The 19,127-nt window shown below is 39.8% G+C and carries 19 protein-coding genes; 14 read left to right on the top strand and 5 right to left on the bottom strand.

Annotation, left to right across the window (positions count from 1 at the left end):
- Window positions 1-601: 601 nt before the first annotated feature.
- Window positions 602-1,519, bottom strand: coding sequence for a gliding motility-associated ABC transporter ATP-binding subunit GldA (gldA, locus tag ACNKXS_RS01140; RefSeq protein ID WP_417919276.1), 918 nt, complete (start codon window positions 1,517-1,519; stop codon window positions 602-604).
- 343 nt (window positions 1,520-1,862) lie between these two features.
- Here gldA and ACNKXS_RS01135 point away from each other — a divergent pair, with 343 nt between their 5' ends.
- From ACNKXS_RS01135 to ACNKXS_RS01070, 14 genes are all read left to right on the top strand, one after another.
- Window positions 1,863-2,687 (top strand): prephenate dehydratase, encoded by an 825-nt coding sequence (locus tag ACNKXS_RS01135; RefSeq protein WP_417919275.1) that lies wholly within the window; start codon window positions 1,863-1,865, stop codon window positions 2,685-2,687.
- Window positions 2,684-3,829, top strand: coding sequence for a pyridoxal phosphate-dependent aminotransferase (locus ACNKXS_RS01130; RefSeq protein ID WP_417919274.1), 1,146 nt, complete (start codon window positions 2,684-2,686; stop codon window positions 3,827-3,829). The genes ACNKXS_RS01135 and ACNKXS_RS01130 overlap by 4 nt, the downstream gene beginning before the upstream one ends.
- Complete coding sequence (locus ACNKXS_RS01125; protein ID WP_417919273.1) at window positions 3,826-4,710, top strand: prephenate dehydrogenase; 885 nt, start codon at window positions 3,826-3,828, stop codon at window positions 4,708-4,710. The genes ACNKXS_RS01130 and ACNKXS_RS01125 overlap by 4 nt, the downstream gene beginning before the upstream one ends.
- The gene (locus ACNKXS_RS01120) at window positions 4,700-5,782 is read left to right on the top strand and encodes a bifunctional 3-deoxy-7-phosphoheptulonate synthase/chorismate mutase type II (RefSeq protein ID WP_298528245.1); all 1,083 of its coding nucleotides are present in this window, start codon (window positions 4,700-4,702) and stop codon (window positions 5,780-5,782) included. Before ACNKXS_RS01125 ends, ACNKXS_RS01120 begins: the two co-directional genes overlap by 11 nt.
- 86 nt (window positions 5,783-5,868) lie before the next feature.
- On the top strand, window positions 5,869-6,813 hold the full coding sequence (gene rsgA, locus ACNKXS_RS01115; protein ID WP_417919272.1) for a ribosome small subunit-dependent GTPase A: 945 nt from the start codon (window positions 5,869-5,871) through the stop codon (window positions 6,811-6,813).
- Complete coding sequence (gene dtd / locus ACNKXS_RS01110) at window positions 6,813-7,265, top strand: D-aminoacyl-tRNA deacylase (protein WP_417919271.1); 453 nt, start codon at window positions 6,813-6,815, stop codon at window positions 7,263-7,265. The genes rsgA and dtd overlap by 1 nt, the downstream gene beginning before the upstream one ends.
- 52 nt (window positions 7,266-7,317) lie before the next feature.
- Window positions 7,318-9,234: a DUF3857 domain-containing protein gene (locus ACNKXS_RS01105; RefSeq protein WP_417919270.1), complete on the top strand. Its 1,917-nt coding sequence runs from the start codon at window positions 7,318-7,320 to the stop codon at window positions 9,232-9,234.
- Between the two features lie 2 nt (window positions 9,235-9,236).
- Complete coding sequence (locus tag ACNKXS_RS01100) at window positions 9,237-11,288, top strand: DUF3857 domain-containing protein (protein ID WP_417919269.1); 2,052 nt, start codon at window positions 9,237-9,239, stop codon at window positions 11,286-11,288.
- On the top strand, window positions 11,254-11,580 hold the full coding sequence (locus tag ACNKXS_RS01095) for a nucleotide pyrophosphohydrolase (RefSeq protein WP_417919268.1): 327 nt from the start codon (window positions 11,254-11,256) through the stop codon (window positions 11,578-11,580). The genes ACNKXS_RS01100 and ACNKXS_RS01095 overlap by 35 nt, the downstream gene beginning before the upstream one ends.
- On the top strand, window positions 11,580-11,834 hold the full coding sequence (locus ACNKXS_RS01090) for a hypothetical protein (protein ID WP_417919267.1): 255 nt from the start codon (window positions 11,580-11,582) through the stop codon (window positions 11,832-11,834). The genes ACNKXS_RS01095 and ACNKXS_RS01090 overlap by 1 nt, the downstream gene beginning before the upstream one ends.
- A gap of 27 nt (window positions 11,835-11,861) precedes the next feature.
- Window positions 11,862-13,082 (top strand): 3-phosphoshikimate 1-carboxyvinyltransferase, encoded by a 1,221-nt coding sequence (gene aroA, locus ACNKXS_RS01085; protein ID WP_417919266.1) that lies wholly within the window; start codon window positions 11,862-11,864, stop codon window positions 13,080-13,082.
- 87 nt (window positions 13,083-13,169) lie between these two features.
- A complete protein-coding gene (queA, locus tag ACNKXS_RS01080; RefSeq protein ID WP_295180556.1) occupies window positions 13,170-14,219 on the top strand; it encodes a tRNA preQ1(34) S-adenosylmethionine ribosyltransferase-isomerase QueA in 1,050 nt (349 codons plus the stop codon).
- 114 nt (window positions 14,220-14,333) lie between these two features.
- Window positions 14,334-15,377, top strand: coding sequence for a dual-specificity RNA methyltransferase RlmN (rlmN, locus tag ACNKXS_RS01075; protein WP_295180542.1), 1,044 nt, complete (start codon window positions 14,334-14,336; stop codon window positions 15,375-15,377).
- 46 nt (window positions 15,378-15,423) lie between these two features.
- Window positions 15,424-16,401, top strand: a complete 978-nt coding sequence (locus tag ACNKXS_RS01070) for a polyprenyl synthetase family protein (protein WP_141878566.1) — start codon at window positions 15,424-15,426, stop codon at window positions 16,399-16,401.
- 26 nt (window positions 16,402-16,427) lie between these two features.
- On the opposite strand, the gene ACNKXS_RS01065 is transcribed toward ACNKXS_RS01070, so the two are convergent.
- The 4 genes from ACNKXS_RS01065 to ACNKXS_RS01050 all read right to left on the bottom strand — a co-directional run bounded on the left by ACNKXS_RS01065 (window position 16,428) and on the right by ACNKXS_RS01050 (window position 19,068).
- Window positions 16,428-16,676: a hypothetical protein gene (locus ACNKXS_RS01065; protein WP_417919265.1), complete on the bottom strand. Its 249-nt coding sequence runs from the start codon at window positions 16,674-16,676 to the stop codon at window positions 16,428-16,430.
- Window positions 16,677-16,751: 75 nt separating this feature from the next.
- Entirely contained in the window at window positions 16,752-16,985 is a 234-nt protein-coding gene (locus tag ACNKXS_RS01060) for a hypothetical protein (RefSeq protein ID WP_417919264.1), read from the bottom strand.
- 47 nt (window positions 16,986-17,032) lie between these two features.
- Window positions 17,033-17,809: a TIGR03915 family putative DNA repair protein gene (locus tag ACNKXS_RS01055; RefSeq protein ID WP_417919263.1), complete on the bottom strand. Its 777-nt coding sequence runs from the start codon at window positions 17,807-17,809 to the stop codon at window positions 17,033-17,035.
- A complete protein-coding gene (locus tag ACNKXS_RS01050) occupies window positions 17,809-19,068 on the bottom strand; it encodes a putative DNA modification/repair radical SAM protein (RefSeq protein ID WP_026914324.1) in 1,260 nt (419 codons plus the stop codon). Before ACNKXS_RS01050 ends, ACNKXS_RS01055 begins: the two co-directional genes overlap by 1 nt.
- Window positions 19,069-19,127: the final 59 nt, after the last annotated feature.

The raw sequence follows: 19,127 nt of genomic DNA, 5'->3' as shown, positions 1-19,127 counted from the left end.
TTTCCCTTCGGGCCGGGCTTTCCGCTTTATCTTTTAACACGAAGCTTCGACAAGCTCAGCCTCGTTTTAAAAGGATGCCGCTGCAATCCCTAACGCAAACAAATAAAAGGGTGGTTGAGACTTACAATTATAGTTTTGAGTTATTGAACCTGCGCTGGATTATTTTATTTTTGTCGGTCCATAAAGAGAGTTTCCAGGTAACTACTGCATAGTCCTAAAAATACGGACGTTTCCCTTCGGGCCGGGCTTTCCGCTTCATCTTTTAACACGAAACTTCGACAACCTCAGCCTCGTTTTAAAAGGATGCCGCTGCAATCCCTAACGCAAAAAGCTATAATATAGGTTGAGAGATATAACTGTAGTTTTGAGTTACTGAACCTGCGCTGGACCATTTTATTTTTGTTGGTCCATAAAGAGAGTTTCCAGGTAACTACTGCAGAGTCCTAAAAATACGGGCGTTGCCCTTCGGGCCGGGCTTTCCGCTTTATCTTTCAACATGAAACTTCGACAAGCTCAGCCTGATGTTAAAAGGATGCCGCCGCAATCCCTAACGCAAAAAATTTTCAAAAGCAGTAACTCCTTAATTTGAACTGAAATTCGATCATTTCTGAGTAAGTTCAGCGAACAGAGTTTCCAGGTTCTTCGTCTTTTGATTTAGCTGTAGCGTTTTGAGTCCGTTATCATGAGCGTAATCAAAAACAGCCGGACGCATGTCTTTATTGGAATCAAAAATTAGCTCATAGGTAAAGCCGCCGGTATTTTTTGCAGAGATCATTCCAGGGATTTTTTGAAGAGCAATTTCTTCAATTCGATAGTCGAATTCTACAAAGATCACCTGTTCTTTTTCATTCCTAAGATCTTTGAGATACTTATCGGCGACGATCTTTCCATTATTAATAATGATGACCCGGTCACAGATGGCTTCCACCTCACGCATAATATGAGTGGAAAGAAATACGGTCTTTCCCCGCTTACCATCCTTTCCGTCTTTTCCAATAGAACTAATCAAGGATCTTATTTCTACCAGCTGATTTGGATCGAGACCTGTAGTAGGTTCATCCAGGATCAAAACTTCAGGATCATGCAAAAGCGCAGCCGCAAGTCCCACACGTTGCCGGTATCCTTTAGATAGCTGTTCTATTTTTTTGTTTGCTTCAGGTGAAAGCCCGGTAAGTTTAATGACTTCTTCAATCCTGTCTTTCGAAGCTGAAAATATGGATGCATGGAACTGCAGGTACTCCCGAACATACATTTCAGTATATAAAGGATTATGCTCTGGTAGATATCCAATACTTCGCTGAAGATCTGCCAGCTGAGTGTCCAGCTCGAAGTCATTGATCCTGGCCTTTCCGGAATCTGCAGTAAGATAGCCGGTAAGGATTTTCATTAATGTCGATTTTCCTGCACCATTAGGTCCAAGAAATCCAACGATCTCCCCGCGGCCAATTTCAAAGCTTATATTTTCCAGCGCCTGCTGATCTCCGAAGCTTTTTGATATGTTATTTACGTGTATAGACATAGACTGAGCTCAAAATTATGAATAAATCTTCAGAGAACTGACTGATTATCTTTCAAAGTTAGTCGTCAATTTTGAGGTATTAAATCGTAATCTGTAAATAATTCACACGAATTTTCCGAATATGGGAAAAGTTCCAATTTGGATCCCGTTTAATTTTGAGTCTTGAATATTAGTACTACTTTAGTAATTCATAATTATTGAAATGACAAGCTTAATTAACTGGAACGCATTCTATTATTTTTATTTCTATACCAGGAATAGAATCGGGAATGCTATATGATTAAGTAAGCTAAAATTATATAAAAGTCTCGATCTTAGATCGGGACTTTTTTTTTGGAAAAAAATGAGAAAAGTCGGAATTCAGGGTATTAAAGGGTCTTTTCATCACCTCGTGGTGATGGACTATTTTGGAGAGCAAACTGCAGTGGCTGAACATATGTCATTTCAGGAACTTACCACAACGCTTGCCTCAGGTGGGACGACAGAAGCTGTGATGGCTATCGAAAACAGTATTGCCGGTTCTATTCTTCCTAATTATGCCCTGATCAATGATTACAAGCTAAAGGTCATTGGTGAGCATTATACTCCGGTAAATATGAATTTGATGGCGGTAAGGGGTCAGAAAATAGAGGATATCAAAAAAGTATATTCTCATCCTATGGCCTTGTTGCAGTGCAAGCAATTTTTTAAAAAGCATCCCCATATTAAGTTGATCGAAGATGCAGATACTGCAGAGGCTGCCCGAAGAATTGCTTCCGAAGAAAAATTGAGAGTTGCGGCAGTGGCGAGTCCTGCGGCAGCGAGTATGTACGGACTCGAAATTCTAGCTTCAGGCATTCATACGATCAAATCCAATACCACCAGATTTTTGGTTCTGGGAACAGAAGAACAAAAACCTAACGGAGATATTCTCGATAAAGCATCCCTGAAATTCGATCTGAAAAGCGATCGTGGAAGCCTGGTTTCAGTACTTAATATTTTACGGGATTCCTATTTGGATCTAACGAAGATACAGTCTTTGCCAATTATAGACGAGCCCTGGAAATATTCATTTTTCGTAGATGTGATCTTTGATAAACGAGAAGATTTTGATCGTGCGATGAATGTATTGAAATTAATGACCGAAGACCTTAATATATTAGGAATTTACAAAAGCAGATTGTCATGAAGACAGCAGAAAGACTGGAAAGCGTACAGGAATACTATTTCTCTAAAAAATTAAGGGAAGTGGCAGCTTTGCGGGAACAGGGCAAGCCGGTGATCAATCTTGGAATTGGAAGTCCGGATCTTGCACCACCGCAGCAAGTAGTGGATGCGATGCAAAATGGGCTAAAACATTCTAAAGCGCATCAATACCAGCCTTATAAAGGAATACCCGAACTAAGAAATGCCATGACAGGCTTTTATTCTCGGTATTATGATATAAATCTGAATGCTGAAAATGAAATCCTTCCGCTTATGGGAAGTAAGGAAGGAATTATGCATATTTCCATGACGTTTCTGAATAAAGGGGACAAAGTCTTAGTCCCGGATCCAGGCTATCCTACCTATACGTCGGTTTCTGGATTGCTACAGGCAGAAGTTCAGAAGTATACCTTAGATGAATCGCAGAAATGGCTGCCAGATCTGGAAGCATTAGAGCAACTGGGACTTGAAAATGTAAAGATCATGTGGGTGAATTATCCTCATATGCCTACGGGAACCAAAGCGACTGCAGATTTCTTTAAAAAACTGACTGCTTTTGCTGAAAAGAATGAAATTCTGGTAGTCAATGATAATCCATATAGTTTTATTCAGAATACACAACCTTTGAGTATTCTAGATACCGATATAAGGAGCGATTACGTGATGGAACTTAATTCGCTAAGTAAAAGTTTTAACATGGCTGGCTGGAGAGTTGGAATGCTCGCCGGGAGTTCAAAAAATATAGAAGCTGTTCTAAAAGTAAAGTCGAATATGGATAGCGGCATGTTTTATCCTTTGCAGGCTGGGGCAGTAAAGGCACTTCAACTTTCAGATGAATGGTTTTTAAAATTGAATGAGTTGTACAGTTCCAGAAAAAAGAAAGTTCTGGAACTGGTAAAAACCTTGAATTGTGAAGCAGCTCCGGGGCAGTCTGGACTTTTCGTTTGGGCGAAAGCACCAGCAGGTAAAAGTGCGGAGAGCCTGGTTGATGAATTACTGTACGATAAAGATCTGTTCGTAACACCGGGTTTTATATTTGGTGAGCAGGGTAGGGATTATGTTCGTTTCTCGCTTTGTGCTACGGAAGAAATGATCGATGAAGCTTTAAAAAGAATTAGATCATGAAAGTATTTATAGTAGGAATTGGGTTAATAGGCGGAAGTTTCGCGCTGGATCTAAAAGCCGGTATTCCAGGGATTAGTATTGCTGGAATCGATGGAAATGAGGATCACCTGAAGCAGGCGCTTGAACTGGGCCTCATAGACAGGATGTCTACGATGGAAGATATTCATGACGCCGACCTTGTTTATCTTGCAATTCCGGTAGACGCCAGCATTAAGGTGCTTCCTGAAGTTTTGGATAGAGTAAAAGATGATTGCGTGGTGATAGATGCCGGGTCCACTAAAGAAAATATTTGCCGGGTAGTCGAGGATCATGCGAAAAGAAGAAATTTTCTGGCAGCGCATCCAATTGCGGGAACGGAGTTTTCTGGACCGCAGGCTGCAATTCATGGATTATTCAGAAATAAGACCAATATTATCTGTGAAGTAGAAAAGACTGCCTTTAAACTTCAGGAAAAAGCTTTAGAGGTATTTCAGAAGATAGGAATGAGAATACGATACATGGATGCGCGTTCACATGATCGTCATATAGCTTATGTGTCTCATTTATCGCATATTAGCTCCTTTATGCTGGGAAAAACAGTACTGGAAAAGGAAAAGAACGAGCGTGATATTTTCGATCTTGCAGGAAGTGGTTTTGCCTCGACCGTAAGACTTGCCAAAAGTTCACCGGCAATGTGGGCACCAATTTTTAGTCAGAATAAAAAAAATGTCCTGGAAACTCTTAATGAATACATTCTGAATCTTCAGCATTTCAGAAAATTGATGCAGGAAGACAATTTCGATCAGCTTTACCAGGAAATGGATCGAACCAATCATATAAAAGAAGTATTAAACGGAATAAATAAGAACGAAGAATTAAAATTACAGGAGAATGGAAAATAAAAAAGAACTCAGAGGCTGGTTAGACAACTTCAACCTGTCTCACCCGCTGGTGATCGCAGGGCCTTGTAGTGCAGAAACCGAAGAGCAGGTATTAACGATCGCTCACCAGTTAAAAGATAGTGACGCAACTGTTTTACGAGCAGGAATCTGGAAACCAAGAACGCGCCCTGGAAATTTCGAAGGTGTTGGGGCGCTGGGCCTAAAATGGCTTCAGAAAGCGAAAGAGGAAACCGGAATGCTAACTACTACTGAAGTTGCAAACCCAAACCATGTTGATCTTGCATTGAAACATGACGTGGATATTCTCTGGATTGGAGCGCGAACAACTGTTTCTCCATTTATTGTACAGGAGATCGCAGACGCTTTGAGAGGAACTGATAAGATCGTACTGGTTAAAAACCCTGTAAATCCAGATCTTGCCTTGTGGCTGGGAGCAGTTGAACGTTTACATACGGCAGATATCAACAACCTTGGAGTAATACATCGTGGCTTCTCTGCTTACGAGAAAACGAAGTACCGTAACAACCCGGAATGGCAGATTCCTATTGAACTACAAAATAAATTCCCGGACCTTCCTTTAATCCTGGATCCATCTCATATCGCAGGAAGAAGAGATATCATCTTTGATCTTTGCCAAACAGGACTTGATCTTAATTTCGACGGAATCATGGTGGAAACTCACCACACTCCAGATAAAGCATGGAGTGATGCGGCTCAACAAATCACACCCGCTGCTTTGATCCAGATGATGGAAGATCTAAAGGTTAGAAAAGAGATCTCTGCCAGTCAGGATTTTCAAAATAAGCTAACTGCTTTGCGTTCTAAAATTGATATTACCGATAGTCAGATTCTGGAGATCTTATCTAAACGTATGAAAATTTCCGAAGAAATAGGACAGGTGAAGAAAGACCAGAACGTAGCCATTCTGCAAACTAAAAGATGGAACGAGATCCTTGGGAAAATGGTTCTGGAAGGTGAAGATAAAGGCCTGAGTGAAGAATTCGTTTTAAGATTATTCAAAGCCATTCACCAGGAATCTATTAATCACCAACAGAAAATCCTTGATGTATAAGGGATGATTTCACGCTACCCGGCAGCTTCTTAAATTAATGCCTAAATTTGCGGAAAGAAATTATTAGATATGAATAGTTTAGCTTAATGCAGGGAGTAGTTTATAAGTCTACCGGGAGCTGGTATCATGTAAAAGCCGAGAATGGCCGATTTTACCAATGCCGGATCAAAGGAAAGTTCAGGATACAGGGAATTAAAAGTACAAATCCTGTTGCCGTTGGAGATGTTGTAAGATTTGATGTGGAAGATGGCGAGGAGGAAACCGGGGTGATCAAAAAGATCATCGAACGGGAAAACTATATTATCCGGAAGTCGGTTAATCTTTCAAAGCAAACTCATATAATTGCTTCAAATGTCGACCAGGTTTTCTTGCTTATTACCCTTAATAATCCGCCTACTTTAACCACTTTTATAGACCGCTTTCTGGTGACTGCGGAAGCCTATGCTATCACGGCAGTACTGCTTTTCAATAAAATAGATACTTATAGCATTGAGGAACTTGCTGAGGTGAAATACCTTGCAGAACTTTACCGCGGTGCAGGCTATGAGTGTATTGGAATTTCAGCCAAAGAAGGTAAAAACGTAGATAAAGTAAAAGATAAGATGATTGGAAAGACCAGTATGATCTCTGGTCATAGTGGTACCGGAAAATCTACTCTTATCAATGCTATAGAGCCTACTCTCGATCTTAAAACTTCCGAAATTAGTAGACAGCACAGCCAGGGGCAGCATACCACAACTTTCGCTGAAATGTTTGATCTTCAATTTGACGCGAGAATCATTGATACTCCCGGAATTAAAGGTTTTGGAGTGGTGGATATGGATAAGGAAGAAATTGGCGACTATTTTCCCGAATTTTTTCAGTTAAAACAGCATTGTAAATTTCATAATTGTTTGCATCTTAATGAACCAAAATGTGCTGTAAAAGATGGTCTCGAAGAAGGAGAAATCGCCTGGTCGAGATATAAAAGTTATTTACAGATCATGGAAGGTGAAGATGAAAACTACAGAGTAGATCAATACCAGAAATAATGCGAGCAGTAATACAACGAGTCACAGAAGCATCGGTCACCGTAGATCATAAAGTATGCGCGGTAATGCGCGATGGCTTAGTGATCCTACTTGGAGTTGAGGAGGGCGATACCCAGGAAGATATCGACTGGCTCTGCCGTAAGATCATTAACATGAGAATTTTTGGAGATGATGAGGGCAAAATGAATGAGTCTCTCAAAACGGTGGATGGGGATGCTATTGTTGTAAGTCAGTTTACCCTACACGCCAGTACTAAAAAAGGAAACAGGCCCAGTTTTATAAATGCAGCGAAACCTGATATCGCAGAACCATTATACCAGGATTTTGTGAAGTCCTTCGAAAAAGAATTTGGTAAAAGCGTTGGGGTAGGAGTCTTTGGAGGAGATATGAAAGTATCCTTGCTCAATGATGGTCCGGTAACAATTATTATCGATTCGAAAGAAAAGCGTTAAAAAGAGTTAATTTTTTATATATTGCGGGCTGAACTAACCTATTTTCAGCTTAATGCGCAAAAGAATCATCACTTTTTTGCTGCTGGTCTGCATGTCTTTCATGTATTCCCAGCAAGAATATTCTATTTTAAAAATTTCCCCGGAATTATTGGAAAATGCAGATGCGGTCGTTCGCAAGATGCATACAAAACTCGTTGTTGAAGACATAGATAAAGTTGTAGTATATACTACCCGGATAGTCACTGTTTTCAATGAGAATGGTGAATACTTCATTGATGCTTACCAGCATTACGATGAGGGTGATGGGATAGAAAAACAACAGGCCATCATAGTTGATGCTATGGGAAATGAAGTTGAAAAGTTCAGGAAAAAAGACTTTTCAGACGTTAGTGCTTTTGGTTCAGGGACCTTATTTGCAGACAATAGGGTTAGTTATTTGGATTATAACGCCAGGAACTATCCTTATACCGTAATTTATACCAGTGAATTCGAGAATGAAGACACCGTATTCCTCGATCAATGGTTTCCTCTGGAAGGTTATAATGTAAGCATTGAAGAATCTATTTTCGAGCTTGAAAATCCTGATGCACATGCACTTAGATTTCAGGAAAATAATTTCGACAAGGTTGCCATAGAAAATCATTCGGTGGAAAATCATTTCCTTTATAAACTGCGAAATGTCAAAGCGAGAAAACACGAGGATTTCGAACCCTCCTTACGCAGAACTACACCTAACCTTCTATTTAGCCTGGAAAAATTTGAACTGAAGGGTGTTGCCGGAGAAACCAGAAACTGGAAACATTTTGGAAAATGGATGTATGATAATCTTGTTGCAGAACATGATCACCTCCCGCAGAGCACTATTACGAAAATAGAAGATTTGACCAGCTCTGCCAGTAGTGATGAAGAAAAAGCCAGGCTTATTTACCAGTACGTTCAGGAAAATACCCGATATATTTCTGTGCAGTACGGTATAGGTGGCTGGGAACCTGAAACTGCCATGAATGTGGACAGGCTGGGATATGGCGACTGTAAAGGATTAACGAATTATACGAAAGCCTTGCTTAAAAGTCAGGGGATCGAATCTTATTACACTGTAATCCATGCAGGCGATTCAAAACGTGATATAGAGCCAGATTTCACCATCATGCAGGGGAATCATGTGATTCTCAATATTCCTGCGGAAGATGGAACAGATCTGTGGTTGGAATGTACAAGCCAGACTACTCCTTTCAACTATATGGGGGACTTCACAGATGATCGCTACGCGCTAAGAGTTACAGAAGAAGGTGGAGAGATCATACGTACCAGAAAATATGAAGTATCAGATAATGTACAGGCGATAGAATGCGATATTCAGCTGGACGAAAACGGTAATTTCGACGCAGAATTCATCAGAATCTCAGAAGGTATTCCTTACGGTGATCGCTACGGATTAAAGAGAGAAACTGAAGATGATCTTAAAAAATACTATAGAAATGAATGGGGCAGACTTCAGAATCTGCATTTTGAGAACATTGCTTTTGAAGATGATCGGGTCGCTATTCAATTTGAGGAGAAACTGAAGTTTAGAGGTAGCAGGCTGGCGAGTCCTGCCGGGGAAAGATTACTGGTTCCGCTCAATTTTATTCAGCAGGGAAACATCATGAAGAAAACTTCACAGGAGCGAACGATGCCTTTTGTGTTCGAACGTGGAAAAACCTACAAAGATCACTTCAGCTTTAAGATTCCGCTAGGTTATGAGATCGAAGCATTACCTGGAAGTGACGAGATTGCTTCAGAATTTGGAGAATTCAGCATAAACATAAGCGCTTCCGAAGAAAATAAAAGTATAGAAGTAGAAAGAGTTCTCATTATTCACGAAGGGGAGTGGCCTAGTGAGCAATTCCAGAATTTCACCCAGTTTATCGACAAGGTAAACACCTTAAATAATTTAAAAGCAGTAATCGCAAAATCTGAAAAATCCTAACCATGACCAAATACCTTTTTATCCTCAGTTTCCTAATTCTGAGCAGCACGACCTATGCGCAAAATTATAAATTCGGGAAAGTATCTAAAAGTGAAGTTGCCCAGAAACAACACGACAAAGATCCAGATGCGAATGCTGCGGTTTTATATAAATATCAGCGCACATACTATGATTATAAACAAAACACCGGCTTTTTTGTGGTAACCGAATATCACGAGCGTATCAAGATCTACAACAAAGATGGTTTCGACTGGGCAACGCATCATATTAGTGCTTATAAAGGAGGTTACGAGGAAAATGTTTCTGGAGTAAGAGGTGTAAGTTATAACCTGGAAAACGGAAAAGTTGAGGAAACCAAACTTGATCGTAAGGATATTTACGAGAAAGAGGCAAGCAAATATCGCGAGCTTACTACGTTCACCATGCCGGCAGTAAAAGAGGGAACGGTGATCGAATATGAGTATAAGAAAATCAGCGACCGAATCACGACCTCCATGGATCGTATCAATTTACAGTATACAATTCCTATTGACAAGCTGAACATAAGCGTGACAATCCCGGAATATTTAAATTTTGGAGTTTATAACAATCCAAAAGCAGCTTTTTACGCGAAAATTAATCAGGGAACCAAGCCATTTAAAAGATCCTTTTCTAATAATCAGAGAAATTCTTCCTACGGCGGAAAAGTTGTTAGCCATTCTACCAGTAACAGTGTGCTAGATTATATGCAGAACACTTATGAGATCGACCAGGAAGATATCCCTGCCCTGAAGACTGAAAGTCACGTAGATTATATGGAGAATTACGCAGCATTTTTAGATTGGGAATTAAAGTTTACAAAGTTTCCAAATTCTCCTATAGATAATTATTCGCAAACCTGGGAAGGCGTTTCAAAGTCGATTTATAATGATAGCGGATTCAACACAGAACTCCGCAATCAGCGTTTTTTCGATGATGATATCGATGCTTTGCTTGGAACATTGACCAGCCAGGAACAAAAAATGAATAAGATCTTCAGTTTTGTAAAGCAGAAGATGACCTGGAATGATTACGTGGGTTATATAGCTGAAAATGGACTGCGTGATGCTTACGAGGAAGGCATTGGAAATACCGGGGATATCAACTTGTTACTGGTTTCCATGCTGAAGTATGCAAATATCGATGCAAATCCAGTCCTGGTAAGTACGGTTAGCAATGGAACTCCATTGTTTCCAACAAAGAATGGATTTAATTACTTAATTGCTGCCGCAAAAATCGGGGATAAAGTGATCCTTATGGATGCAAGCGATCCACTGGCTATTCCTGGGGAGCTGCCTAAAAGAGCAAGAAACTGGCAAGGTAGATTGATTCGCGAAGATGGAACTTCAGAATGGGTGAACCTACAACCTTTATATTTTTCAGAAAATAAAACCAGGCTGAATGTTCAGCTGGCAGAAGATGGAATTTCAGGTAAATACTTCAATAATCTCGATGCTCTTTATGCTAGAAACTTCAGATTAAATCATGGAAATTTAAGCGATGCTACGGCAAACCTGGAATCGGCATTAAGCAACTATTCCATTTCTGAAGTAAAGATTGAAAACTTTGAGCATCTTGGAGAAGGAATTCACAATACCTATGAGTTCAATACCCAAAGTGGTCAGGATGTGATCGGGGACAAGATCTACGTAAAGCCTATGTTGTTTGATGTAACTTCTGAAAATCCTTTTAAGGCTGAAACCAGAACACTTCCAATCTATTTTGATTTTCCAATGAAGAAGCATCACCAGGTGAACATGTTGATTCCTGAAGGCTATGTGGTGGAATCGCTTCCGCAGAGTGCTATGGTGCAATTAAAGGATGCTGCCGGAGAGTTTAAATACCTGGTAAAACACAGCAATAATGTGATAAGAATAGAATCTGAAGTGAATCTCGCGCAAACAATTTTTTCTGCGACAGACTATGAATACATTCAAAAGTTTTACGACAACATCATCAAAAAACAAAATGAAAGCATAGTTTTGAAGAAAATTTCAGCAGATGGACTTGAAGAACGCGCAGACAGCGGTAGATAACTGGATACAGGAACACGGAGTGCGATACTTTAACGAGCTTACCAATATGGCTCAGTTAACAGAAGAAGTTGGAGAGGTCGCACGTATCATTGCCCGTCGTTATGGGGAGCAAAGCGAGAAAGAAAGCGATAAGGACAAAGACCTTGGTGAGGAGCTGGCAGATGTGGTATTTGTAGTGCTTTGCCTGGCAAACCAGACTGGAATTAACTTGCAGGATGCCTTCGATAAAAAACTGGACCTTAAGACAGAACGTGATAAGGACAGACATAAGAACAACGAAAAACTGCAATAATGAAGTTCAAAGAAATGGTTTCTGAACGTCCATTCTGGAAGTCGGTTTTCTGGTTAGGCCTTTCTTTTCTCGTATTGTATAATGTGATCACGATGCTATTCGAATATGGCGGTTTTGAATTCACGAGATTTTTTGAAGAGCGTACGGCAAATGGGAAATTAGCTCGCTTTATTTTGGGACAGTTGATCGCTTCGTTTCTTTACGGATTTATTTTGTCTTTTGGACAGTTTCGCAGTAAAGAAAAGAAAGAGTAATTTCGTAATTCATTTTTACGAACTCTCATGAATCTATCCCTACATACCGAAGAAAAAAATCTGAAAGCAGCGCTTCAAATCACCGGTTCTAAAAGTGAATCGAATCGTTTGCTCATTCTGCAGGCATTATACCCTGAAATTTCGATCGAAAATCTTTCGAATAGTGATGATTCTGAAGTATTGAAAAAAGCCCTTGAAAAAGGGAACGGGATCATAGATATACATCACGCGGGAACGGCAATGCGTTTTCTAACGGCTTACTTTGCGGTGAATGAAGGCTGTGAAGTTGAGCTTACCGGAAGCAAAAGAATGAAGGAGCGACCAGTTAGATTACTGGTGGATGCTTTACAACGTATGGGCGCCGATATCACTTATAAAAATGAGACCGGTTACCCACCTTTAGTTATTAAGGGAAAAAAATTACACGCTTCTTCAGTTAAGCTGGAAGCCAATGTGAGCAGCCAGTATATTTCTGCATTGATGCTTATAGGTGCAACCTTACCAAAAGGGCTTGAGATCATTCTGGAAGGTCCCGTAACTTCCACGAGCTACATTCTTATGACGCTGGAAATTATCAAACAGGCTGGGCTCAATGGTAAATTTGTAAAGGACAGGATCTTTATTGAACCTCAGGAATCTGTAAAACCGGTAACTATTCCTGTGGAATCAGACTGGAGTTCTGCTTCTTACTTCTATAGTCTTGCCGCTATTTCTGAAACTGCGGAAATTACACTTAATAATTACCGAAAGGAAAGCAGGCAGGGAGATTCTTCTCTTGCTGAAATTTATAAGCATTTTGGTGTGGAAACCATTTACACTGAAAATAGTATCACGCTGAAGAAGACAGGGAAGGCTCGTGCTCGAAGCCTCCGGGAAGATCTTCGTAATTCTCCAGATATCGCACAAACTATCGCCGTTACCTGTCTTGCGACAAAAACCGAGTGTATGCTCACAGGTTTACATACTCTGAAAATCAAGGAAACAGACCGGTTGCAGGCTCTCAAAAATGAAATTGAGAAATTTGGTACAGAAGTCAGAATTACTGGAGATAGTTTACAACTAATTCCAAATCCCGAATTGAAGCAGGGTGTTGAGATCGAAACTTATAACGATCATCGCATGGCGATGGCTTTCGCTCCACTTGCTTTAAAGACAGATCTGCGCATTCTGGACGCAGAGGTTGTATCTAAATCCTATCCAGATTTCTGGGAAGATCTTAAAGAACTTGGCTACACCTGTAAAGAATAGAATTATTCTATAAATAAACCGCCATTTACTTGACAACGCCTATGTTGAGATTGTATATTTGCAGCTTTTAAAACAGGAACTATGGGAATGAAACTTTCTAATTTCAATTTTGAACTGCCTCAGGAACTTTTGGCTGAATATCCTTCTGAAAACAGGGATGAAGCAAGGCTAATGGTTCTAAACCGTAAAGAGCAGACGATTGAACATAAAAAATTTAAAGATTTAATTGATTATTTCGAACCGGAAGATGTGATGGTTCTTAATAACACGAAAGTTTTTCCTGCGCGGCTCTTCGGAAATAAAGAGAAAACCGGGGCCAGAATTGAAGTTTTCCTACTTAGAGAGCTGAACCCAGAAACAAAATTGTGGGACGTACTTGTTGATCCTGCAAGAAAAATAAGAATTGGTAATAAATTATACTTTGGTGAAGACGAAAGCCTTGTAGCTGAAGTAATCGATAATACAACTTCAAGAGGTAGAACACTTCGTTTTCTTTACGATGGATCTTACAGTGATTTCAGACAGAAATTAAAGGATCTAGGGCAAACCCCTCTTCCGAAGTATATCAAGAGAGAAGTAGAGCCTGAAGACGAAGAAAGATACCAGACGATCTACGCCAAAAATGAAGGTGCTGTTGCAGCTCCTACTGCAGGACTACACTTTTCCAAGCACTTACTTAAACGTTTGGAGATCAAAGGTGTTGATTTTGCTGAGGTTACACTTCACGTTGGACTGGGAACATTCAGCCCGGTGGAAGTTGAAGATCTTTCCAAGCATAAGATGGATAGTGAAGAAGCTTTTATTGAAAAGAACGCTACAGATGTTATCAACCAGGCGAAACGCGATAAGCGCAGAGTTTGTGCCGTTGGTACAACTGTAATGAGGGTGCTTGAGAGCGCTGTATCTTCTGATCAAACCTTAAACGAATTTGGTGGATGGACAAACAAGTTCATCTTCCCTCCATACGATTTCAATATTGCAAACTGTATGATCACTAATTTCCATACGCCAAAATCTACGTTATTGATGATGGTTTCTGCATTTGCCGGTCATGATTTTATGAAAAAGGCTTACGAAGAAGCAGTAAAGGAAAAATACAGATTCTATACTTATGGTGATGCAATGCTGATCATCTAATGAGTTTTAAATAAAATTTAAAGGCCATAATCCGATGTCGGTTTATGGCCTTTTTTGTAAGCTATTGTCTGGTAAAAGACTGAAGCTTCGGTAATAACTTTGTAATTTAGCAGCGTGAAAGACAGGAAAAAAGATATACGGGCATTAACCAAGCAGCAATTGCAGGAGTTCTTTGTGTCACAGGGAGATAAATCCTTTCGTGGAACTCAGGTTTATGAATGGCTATGGAGTAAAGCAGCGCATTCTTTTGAGGATATGACGAACCTCTCGAAGTCTACCCGGCAAATGCTGGATGAGAACTTTGTGATCAATCATATTCGAGTAGATCGTATGCAGCGTAGCAGTGATGGTACGATAAAGAATGCAGTAAAATTACATGATTCACTTACTGTAGAATCTGTATTGATCCCAACAAAAACAAGAACTACGGCTTGTGTTTCCTCACAGGTTGGTTGCAGTCTTGATTGCCAGTTTTGTGCTACAGCAAAGTTGAAACGTATGCGTAACCTCAATCCTGATGAGATTTACGATCAGGTGGTTGCGATCGATAACGAAAGCAGGTTATATTTTGACCGCCCTTTATCCAACATCGTGTTCATGGGAATGGGTGAGCCTTTGATGAATTACAATAACGTAATGAAATCTATTGAAAAGATCACTTCTCCGGAAGGTCTGGGCATGTCACCAAAAAGAATAACAATATCAACCTCCGGCGTTCCCAAAATGATAAAGAAGCTGGCTGATGATGAAGCTAAGATCAAACTGGCGGTATCCCTGCATTCGGCTAGAAACGAAGTGCGGACGCAGATCATGCCATTCAATGAAACTTTCCCGCTGGAAGATCTTAGAGAATCTCTTGAATACTGGTATTCAAAAACCGGAAGCCGGATTACTTACGAATATATTGTCTGGAAAGATATTAACGATACCCGGGAAGATGCGCAGGCGTTGGTGCGTTTCTGCAAGTATGTTCCATGTAAGGTGAACCTTATTGAGTACAATCCAATTGATGATGGTAACTTCCAGCAGGCAGCTGGAGAAGCGACGAGAATGTACGAACAAATGCTGGAAAGGAACAATATTACAGTAACAGTAAGGCGTTCAAGAGGTAAGGATATTGATGCAGCCTGTGGGCAGCTGGCGAATAAATCAGCTTAATGATAAAGGATAAAACCTCTTTAAAACTCTTATATTTACAGCCTTAATGAAGGTCATCTCTCAAATAAAGCTACCGGTAGAAAAAGAGATGGAACTTTTTGAAAAAAAGTTCTTCGAATCCATGTCTTCCAAAGTAGCCCTTCTAAACAGGATCACTCATTATATCGTAAACCGAAAAGGGAAGCAAATGCGTCCCATGTTCGTATTCCTGGTTGCCAAAATGGTTTCTGAAGGTAATGTGAACGAGAGAACTTATCGTGGCGCATCTGTCATTGAGCTGATTCATACTGCCACCCTGGTACATGATGATGTTGTAGATGATTCCAACAGAAGAAGAGGTTTCTTCAGTATAAACGCTTTATGGAAGAATAAGATCGCCGTTCTTGTGGGCGATTATTTGTTAAGTAAAGGATTATTGCTTTCTATAGATAATAATGATTTTGATCTGTTGAAGATTATTTCTGTTGCAGTTCGCGAAATGAGCGAAGGAGAGCTGCTGCAAATCGAGAAAGCCCGAAGACTTGATATTACCGAAGCGGTTTATTATGATATTATAAGACAGAAAACTGCAACACTGATCGCGGCTTGTTGTAGTCTTGGTGCGGCTTCTGTAAATCCTGAAAGTCCTGATGTCGCAAAAATGCGAAGATTCGGGGAGCTTATTGGTATGGCCTTCCAGATTAAGGATGACCTTTTTGACTATGGTACTGAGAAGATAGGGAAACCTACGGGAATTGATATTAAAGAGCAAAAAATGACCTTGCCTTTAATCTATACCTTAAATACTGTTTCTGAAAAAGATCAGAAGTGGTTGATCAATTCTGTCAAGAATCATAATAAGGATCGCAAAAGGGTAAGAGAAGTAATTGATTTCGTGAAGGACAACGGCGGACTGGACTACGCAGTTAAACGTATGAAAGAGTTCCAGAAAGAAGCTCTCTTATTATTGCAGGACTATCCGGAATCTGAATACCGGGACAGTTTAGAGCTAATGGTAAATTACGTTATAGAACGAAAAAAATAAAGCGACACATCGTGCCGCTTTTCATGCTACTGGACAGCATCATCTGTCGCTTCCTCATTATTCACATCGTCTGTATCGTGAATTTCTTCATCGATCTCTTCACCAACTTTCTTAGCTCCGCGCTCAATCTTTTCTCCAGCTTCTCTCGCTCCATCTTCAATGTCATTTCCAATCGCTTCTGCTGCTGCTTCAGTTTTTTCCTGGGTTGTTTCTCGGCAGGAATACAAAGAAATACTCATTGCAGCTAAGGCCAGGGTCATTACAGTTTTTTTCATTATTTATAATTTTAGGGTTAAACTAAAAAAAGCCATTCAAATGAATGGCTTTAATCATATTAAGAAAGAAAATGATTACATATCATCATCACCGTTCATATCGTCAGTTCCTTCTACTTCTTCTTCCATTTCGGTTTCAGCGTTCTCAGCAGCAGCTTCTACTTCCTGACCAGCTTCTTCCATTTCGTTTTCTACGTTTTCACCTGCTTGCTCCATGTCTTCTTCCATGTTCTCTTCAGTAGTTTCTCTACAAGAATAGATAGAAAGGCTCATTGATGCAACTGCAAATAATAATAAAAATTTTTTCATTGTAAATTGTTTAATTAGTTGAAGACACAAATTTAAACAAAATTTTATTATGCAAAAGGACTCTTTTCACTTAAATATTTCCAATATCTTTTAGGAACGTGTTGTATGTGAAGCCGCATATTTACTCGACTTTTGATATTTGTAGAGTCAAAATATTCTTTCCATAAATGCTGAAAGTAGATTTCTCCTTCAGCAAAATAGTCGGGATTTCCGCCTGAGATGCCTATATCTTCGGGTAATTCCATCGAAACATATTCTGCCTTCTGAAGATCATAGTGTACACCTAATTTTCGCTTAAGATCATAGATCAACCATCGCTGGTCTGCATATCTGCTTTTGAAATGCTTCGTGATCACAGGCAATACATTAAAGTCTGGTTCGATCACCGCGAAATAAAGATCATCTTTAGTAAGTCTGAATCTTATGAATGCCTCCATTCTATGCTTTTCGCGTCCAACCTGTTTTGCAGCTTTAGATATATCCAGCACTGAAGGATGCGAGTAGTCCAGTTCTGCTTTCTCCTGCGAACTATAAACATATCGTATCATATCATACATCTTCAATTCGATCCCAGGAATTTCACTTAGGAAAGAATAATACAACCTCGTAAACCCGTTAGATGACAACTTTTTCTTCAACGATTTTAAAACTCTCTGTACCTTGAAATCTTCAGTTATTACTTCTAGAGTTTCACTAAATAGTTGTTTTTGATCTTCTCCTTCAGGAATGATCTCAGCAATTTCCAGTTTCTGCTCATAGGCATTAAAGATACAGGTTAAAAATCCCGGAAAACTCCCATCATATTTCAGTACTACGCTTTTCATTAAAATAAACTAAGTTGCTGGGTAAACTCCTTTCGATATTTGCTGAAAGAATTCTGCATAATTAACTGCTTTAAGTTTTCACTGCTTACGTCTTTAAGTTCCTTTTCCCTGGCATCACAAGTGATAAAATATTTTGCGCGATTCATAGAGATGCCGATCTTTTTAAGATGCTCCCAATTCAATTTTCTAAATTTTCGTGCCTGAAGGATCTTATTAACCGACTTTAGTCCAATTCCCGGAACGCGTAGTAATAACTGCTTGTCGACTTTATTGATATCTACAGGGAATAAATGTCGGTTGCGAAGTGCATAACTCAGTTTAGGATCTATGTCCATTTCAAGATGCTGAAAATCATTATTTAAAAGTTCCCGAACATCATAGCCATAGAAGCGCATTAACCAATCTGTTTGATAGAGCCGGTTTTCACGCATCATGGGAACCTGTGTCCCTAAAGCAGGTAACCGCGGATCATTACTAATCGGGACATAACCAGAGTAATACACCCGCTTCATATTATAGTTCTTATAGAAGAATGCCGATGAATACATGATATCCCGATCGCTTTCGCCAGTAGCTCCAACAATCATCTGGGTACTTTGACCAGCGGGAGCATATTTAGGAGTGCTCTTAATAAGTTTCGATTCAGATTTGTACTGAATGATCTCATTCTTCACCTTCTCCATTGGCTTCATAAAGTCCTCATGTTTCTTCTCTGGCGCAAGTAGTTTCAAACCTGATTTTGTTGGGATCTCAATATTTACGCTTAGTCTGTCCGCGTAGAGTCCGGCTTCCCTCATTAGTTCATCACTGGCTCCTGGAATACTCTTAAGATGTATATAACCATTAAAGTTCTCCTCTTCCCGCAACTTTTTGGCTACCCGAATCAATCTTTCCATCGTATGATCGGGACTCTTGAAGATTCCGGAACTTAGAAAAAGGCCTTCAATGTAATTCCTACGATAAAAGCTAATCGTAAGATCTACAACTTCCTGTACTTTAAAAGCAGCTCTTTTAATATCATTAGATTTTCGGGTAACGCAATAGGCGCAGTCGAATATGCAATGATTCGTAAGAAGGATTTTTAATAAGGAGACGCAACGGCCATCCTGAGTATAGGAATGGCAAATCCCCATTCCTGAAGAGTCACCCAGACCTTTCTTAGTATTAGTTCGCTTAGATCCACTACTGGAACATGAAACATCATATTTAGCAGCGTCTGCAAGGATATTTAATTTTTCTTTTATTCGATCGAAATCCATAATTAGGAATTTATCCAAAAGTAGGAAATATTCCATAACCGTACTGACTACTAAACGAT

The organism is Christiangramia marina (assembly GCF_048285865.1).
GTDB classification, from domain to species: Bacteria; Bacteroidota; Bacteroidia; order Flavobacteriales; family Flavobacteriaceae; genus Christiangramia; species Christiangramia marina.
The sequence above is the reverse complement of the archived record's forward strand: the minus strand, read 5'-3'. Positions and strand labels throughout refer to the sequence as shown.

Coding starts and splice junctions, on each gene's coding strand:
- ACNKXS_RS01060 (WP_417919264.1), bottom strand. CDS start 16,985: ATGAAAAAATTTTTATTATTATTTGCAGTTGCATCAATGAGCCTTTCT.
- ACNKXS_RS01100 (WP_417919269.1), top strand. CDS start 9,237: ATGACCAAATACCTTTTTATCCTCAGTTTCCTAATTCTGAGCAGCACG.
- aroA (WP_417919266.1), top strand. CDS start 11,862: ATGAATCTATCCCTACATACCGAAGAAAAAAATCTGAAAGCAGCGCTT.
- ACNKXS_RS01095 (WP_417919268.1), top strand. CDS start 11,254: ATGGACTTGAAGAACGCGCAGACAGCGGTAGATAACTGGATACAGGAA.
- ACNKXS_RS01130 (WP_417919274.1), top strand. CDS start 2,684: ATGAAGACAGCAGAAAGACTGGAAAGCGTACAGGAATACTATTTCTCT.
- ACNKXS_RS01065 (WP_417919265.1), bottom strand. CDS start 16,676: ATGAAAAAAACTGTAATGACCCTGGCCTTAGCTGCAATGAGTATTTCT.
- ACNKXS_RS01050 (WP_026914324.1), bottom strand. CDS start 19,068: ATGGATTTCGATCGAATAAAAGAAAAATTAAATATCCTTGCAGACGCT.
- queA (WP_295180556.1), top strand. CDS start 13,170: ATGAAACTTTCTAATTTCAATTTTGAACTGCCTCAGGAACTTTTGGCT.
- rsgA (WP_417919272.1), top strand. CDS start 5,869: ATGCAGGGAGTAGTTTATAAGTCTACCGGGAGCTGGTATCATGTAAAA.
- ACNKXS_RS01055 (WP_417919263.1), bottom strand. CDS start 17,809: ATGAAAAGCGTAGTACTGAAATATGATGGGAGTTTTCCGGGATTTTTA.
- ACNKXS_RS01120 (WP_298528245.1), top strand. CDS start 4,700: ATGGAAAATAAAAAAGAACTCAGAGGCTGGTTAGACAACTTCAACCTG.
- dtd (WP_417919271.1), top strand. CDS start 6,813: ATGCGAGCAGTAATACAACGAGTCACAGAAGCATCGGTCACCGTAGAT.
- ACNKXS_RS01090 (WP_417919267.1), top strand. CDS start 11,580: ATGAAGTTCAAAGAAATGGTTTCTGAACGTCCATTCTGGAAGTCGGTT.
- gldA (WP_417919276.1), bottom strand. CDS start 1,519: ATGTCTATACACGTAAATAACATATCAAAAAGCTTCGGAGATCAGCAG.
- ACNKXS_RS01105 (WP_417919270.1), top strand. CDS start 7,318: ATGCGCAAAAGAATCATCACTTTTTTGCTGCTGGTCTGCATGTCTTTC.
- ACNKXS_RS01125 (WP_417919273.1), top strand. CDS start 3,826: ATGAAAGTATTTATAGTAGGAATTGGGTTAATAGGCGGAAGTTTCGCG.
- ACNKXS_RS01135 (WP_417919275.1), top strand. CDS start 1,863: ATGAGAAAAGTCGGAATTCAGGGTATTAAAGGGTCTTTTCATCACCTC.
- ACNKXS_RS01070 (WP_141878566.1), top strand. CDS start 15,424: ATGAAGGTCATCTCTCAAATAAAGCTACCGGTAGAAAAAGAGATGGAA.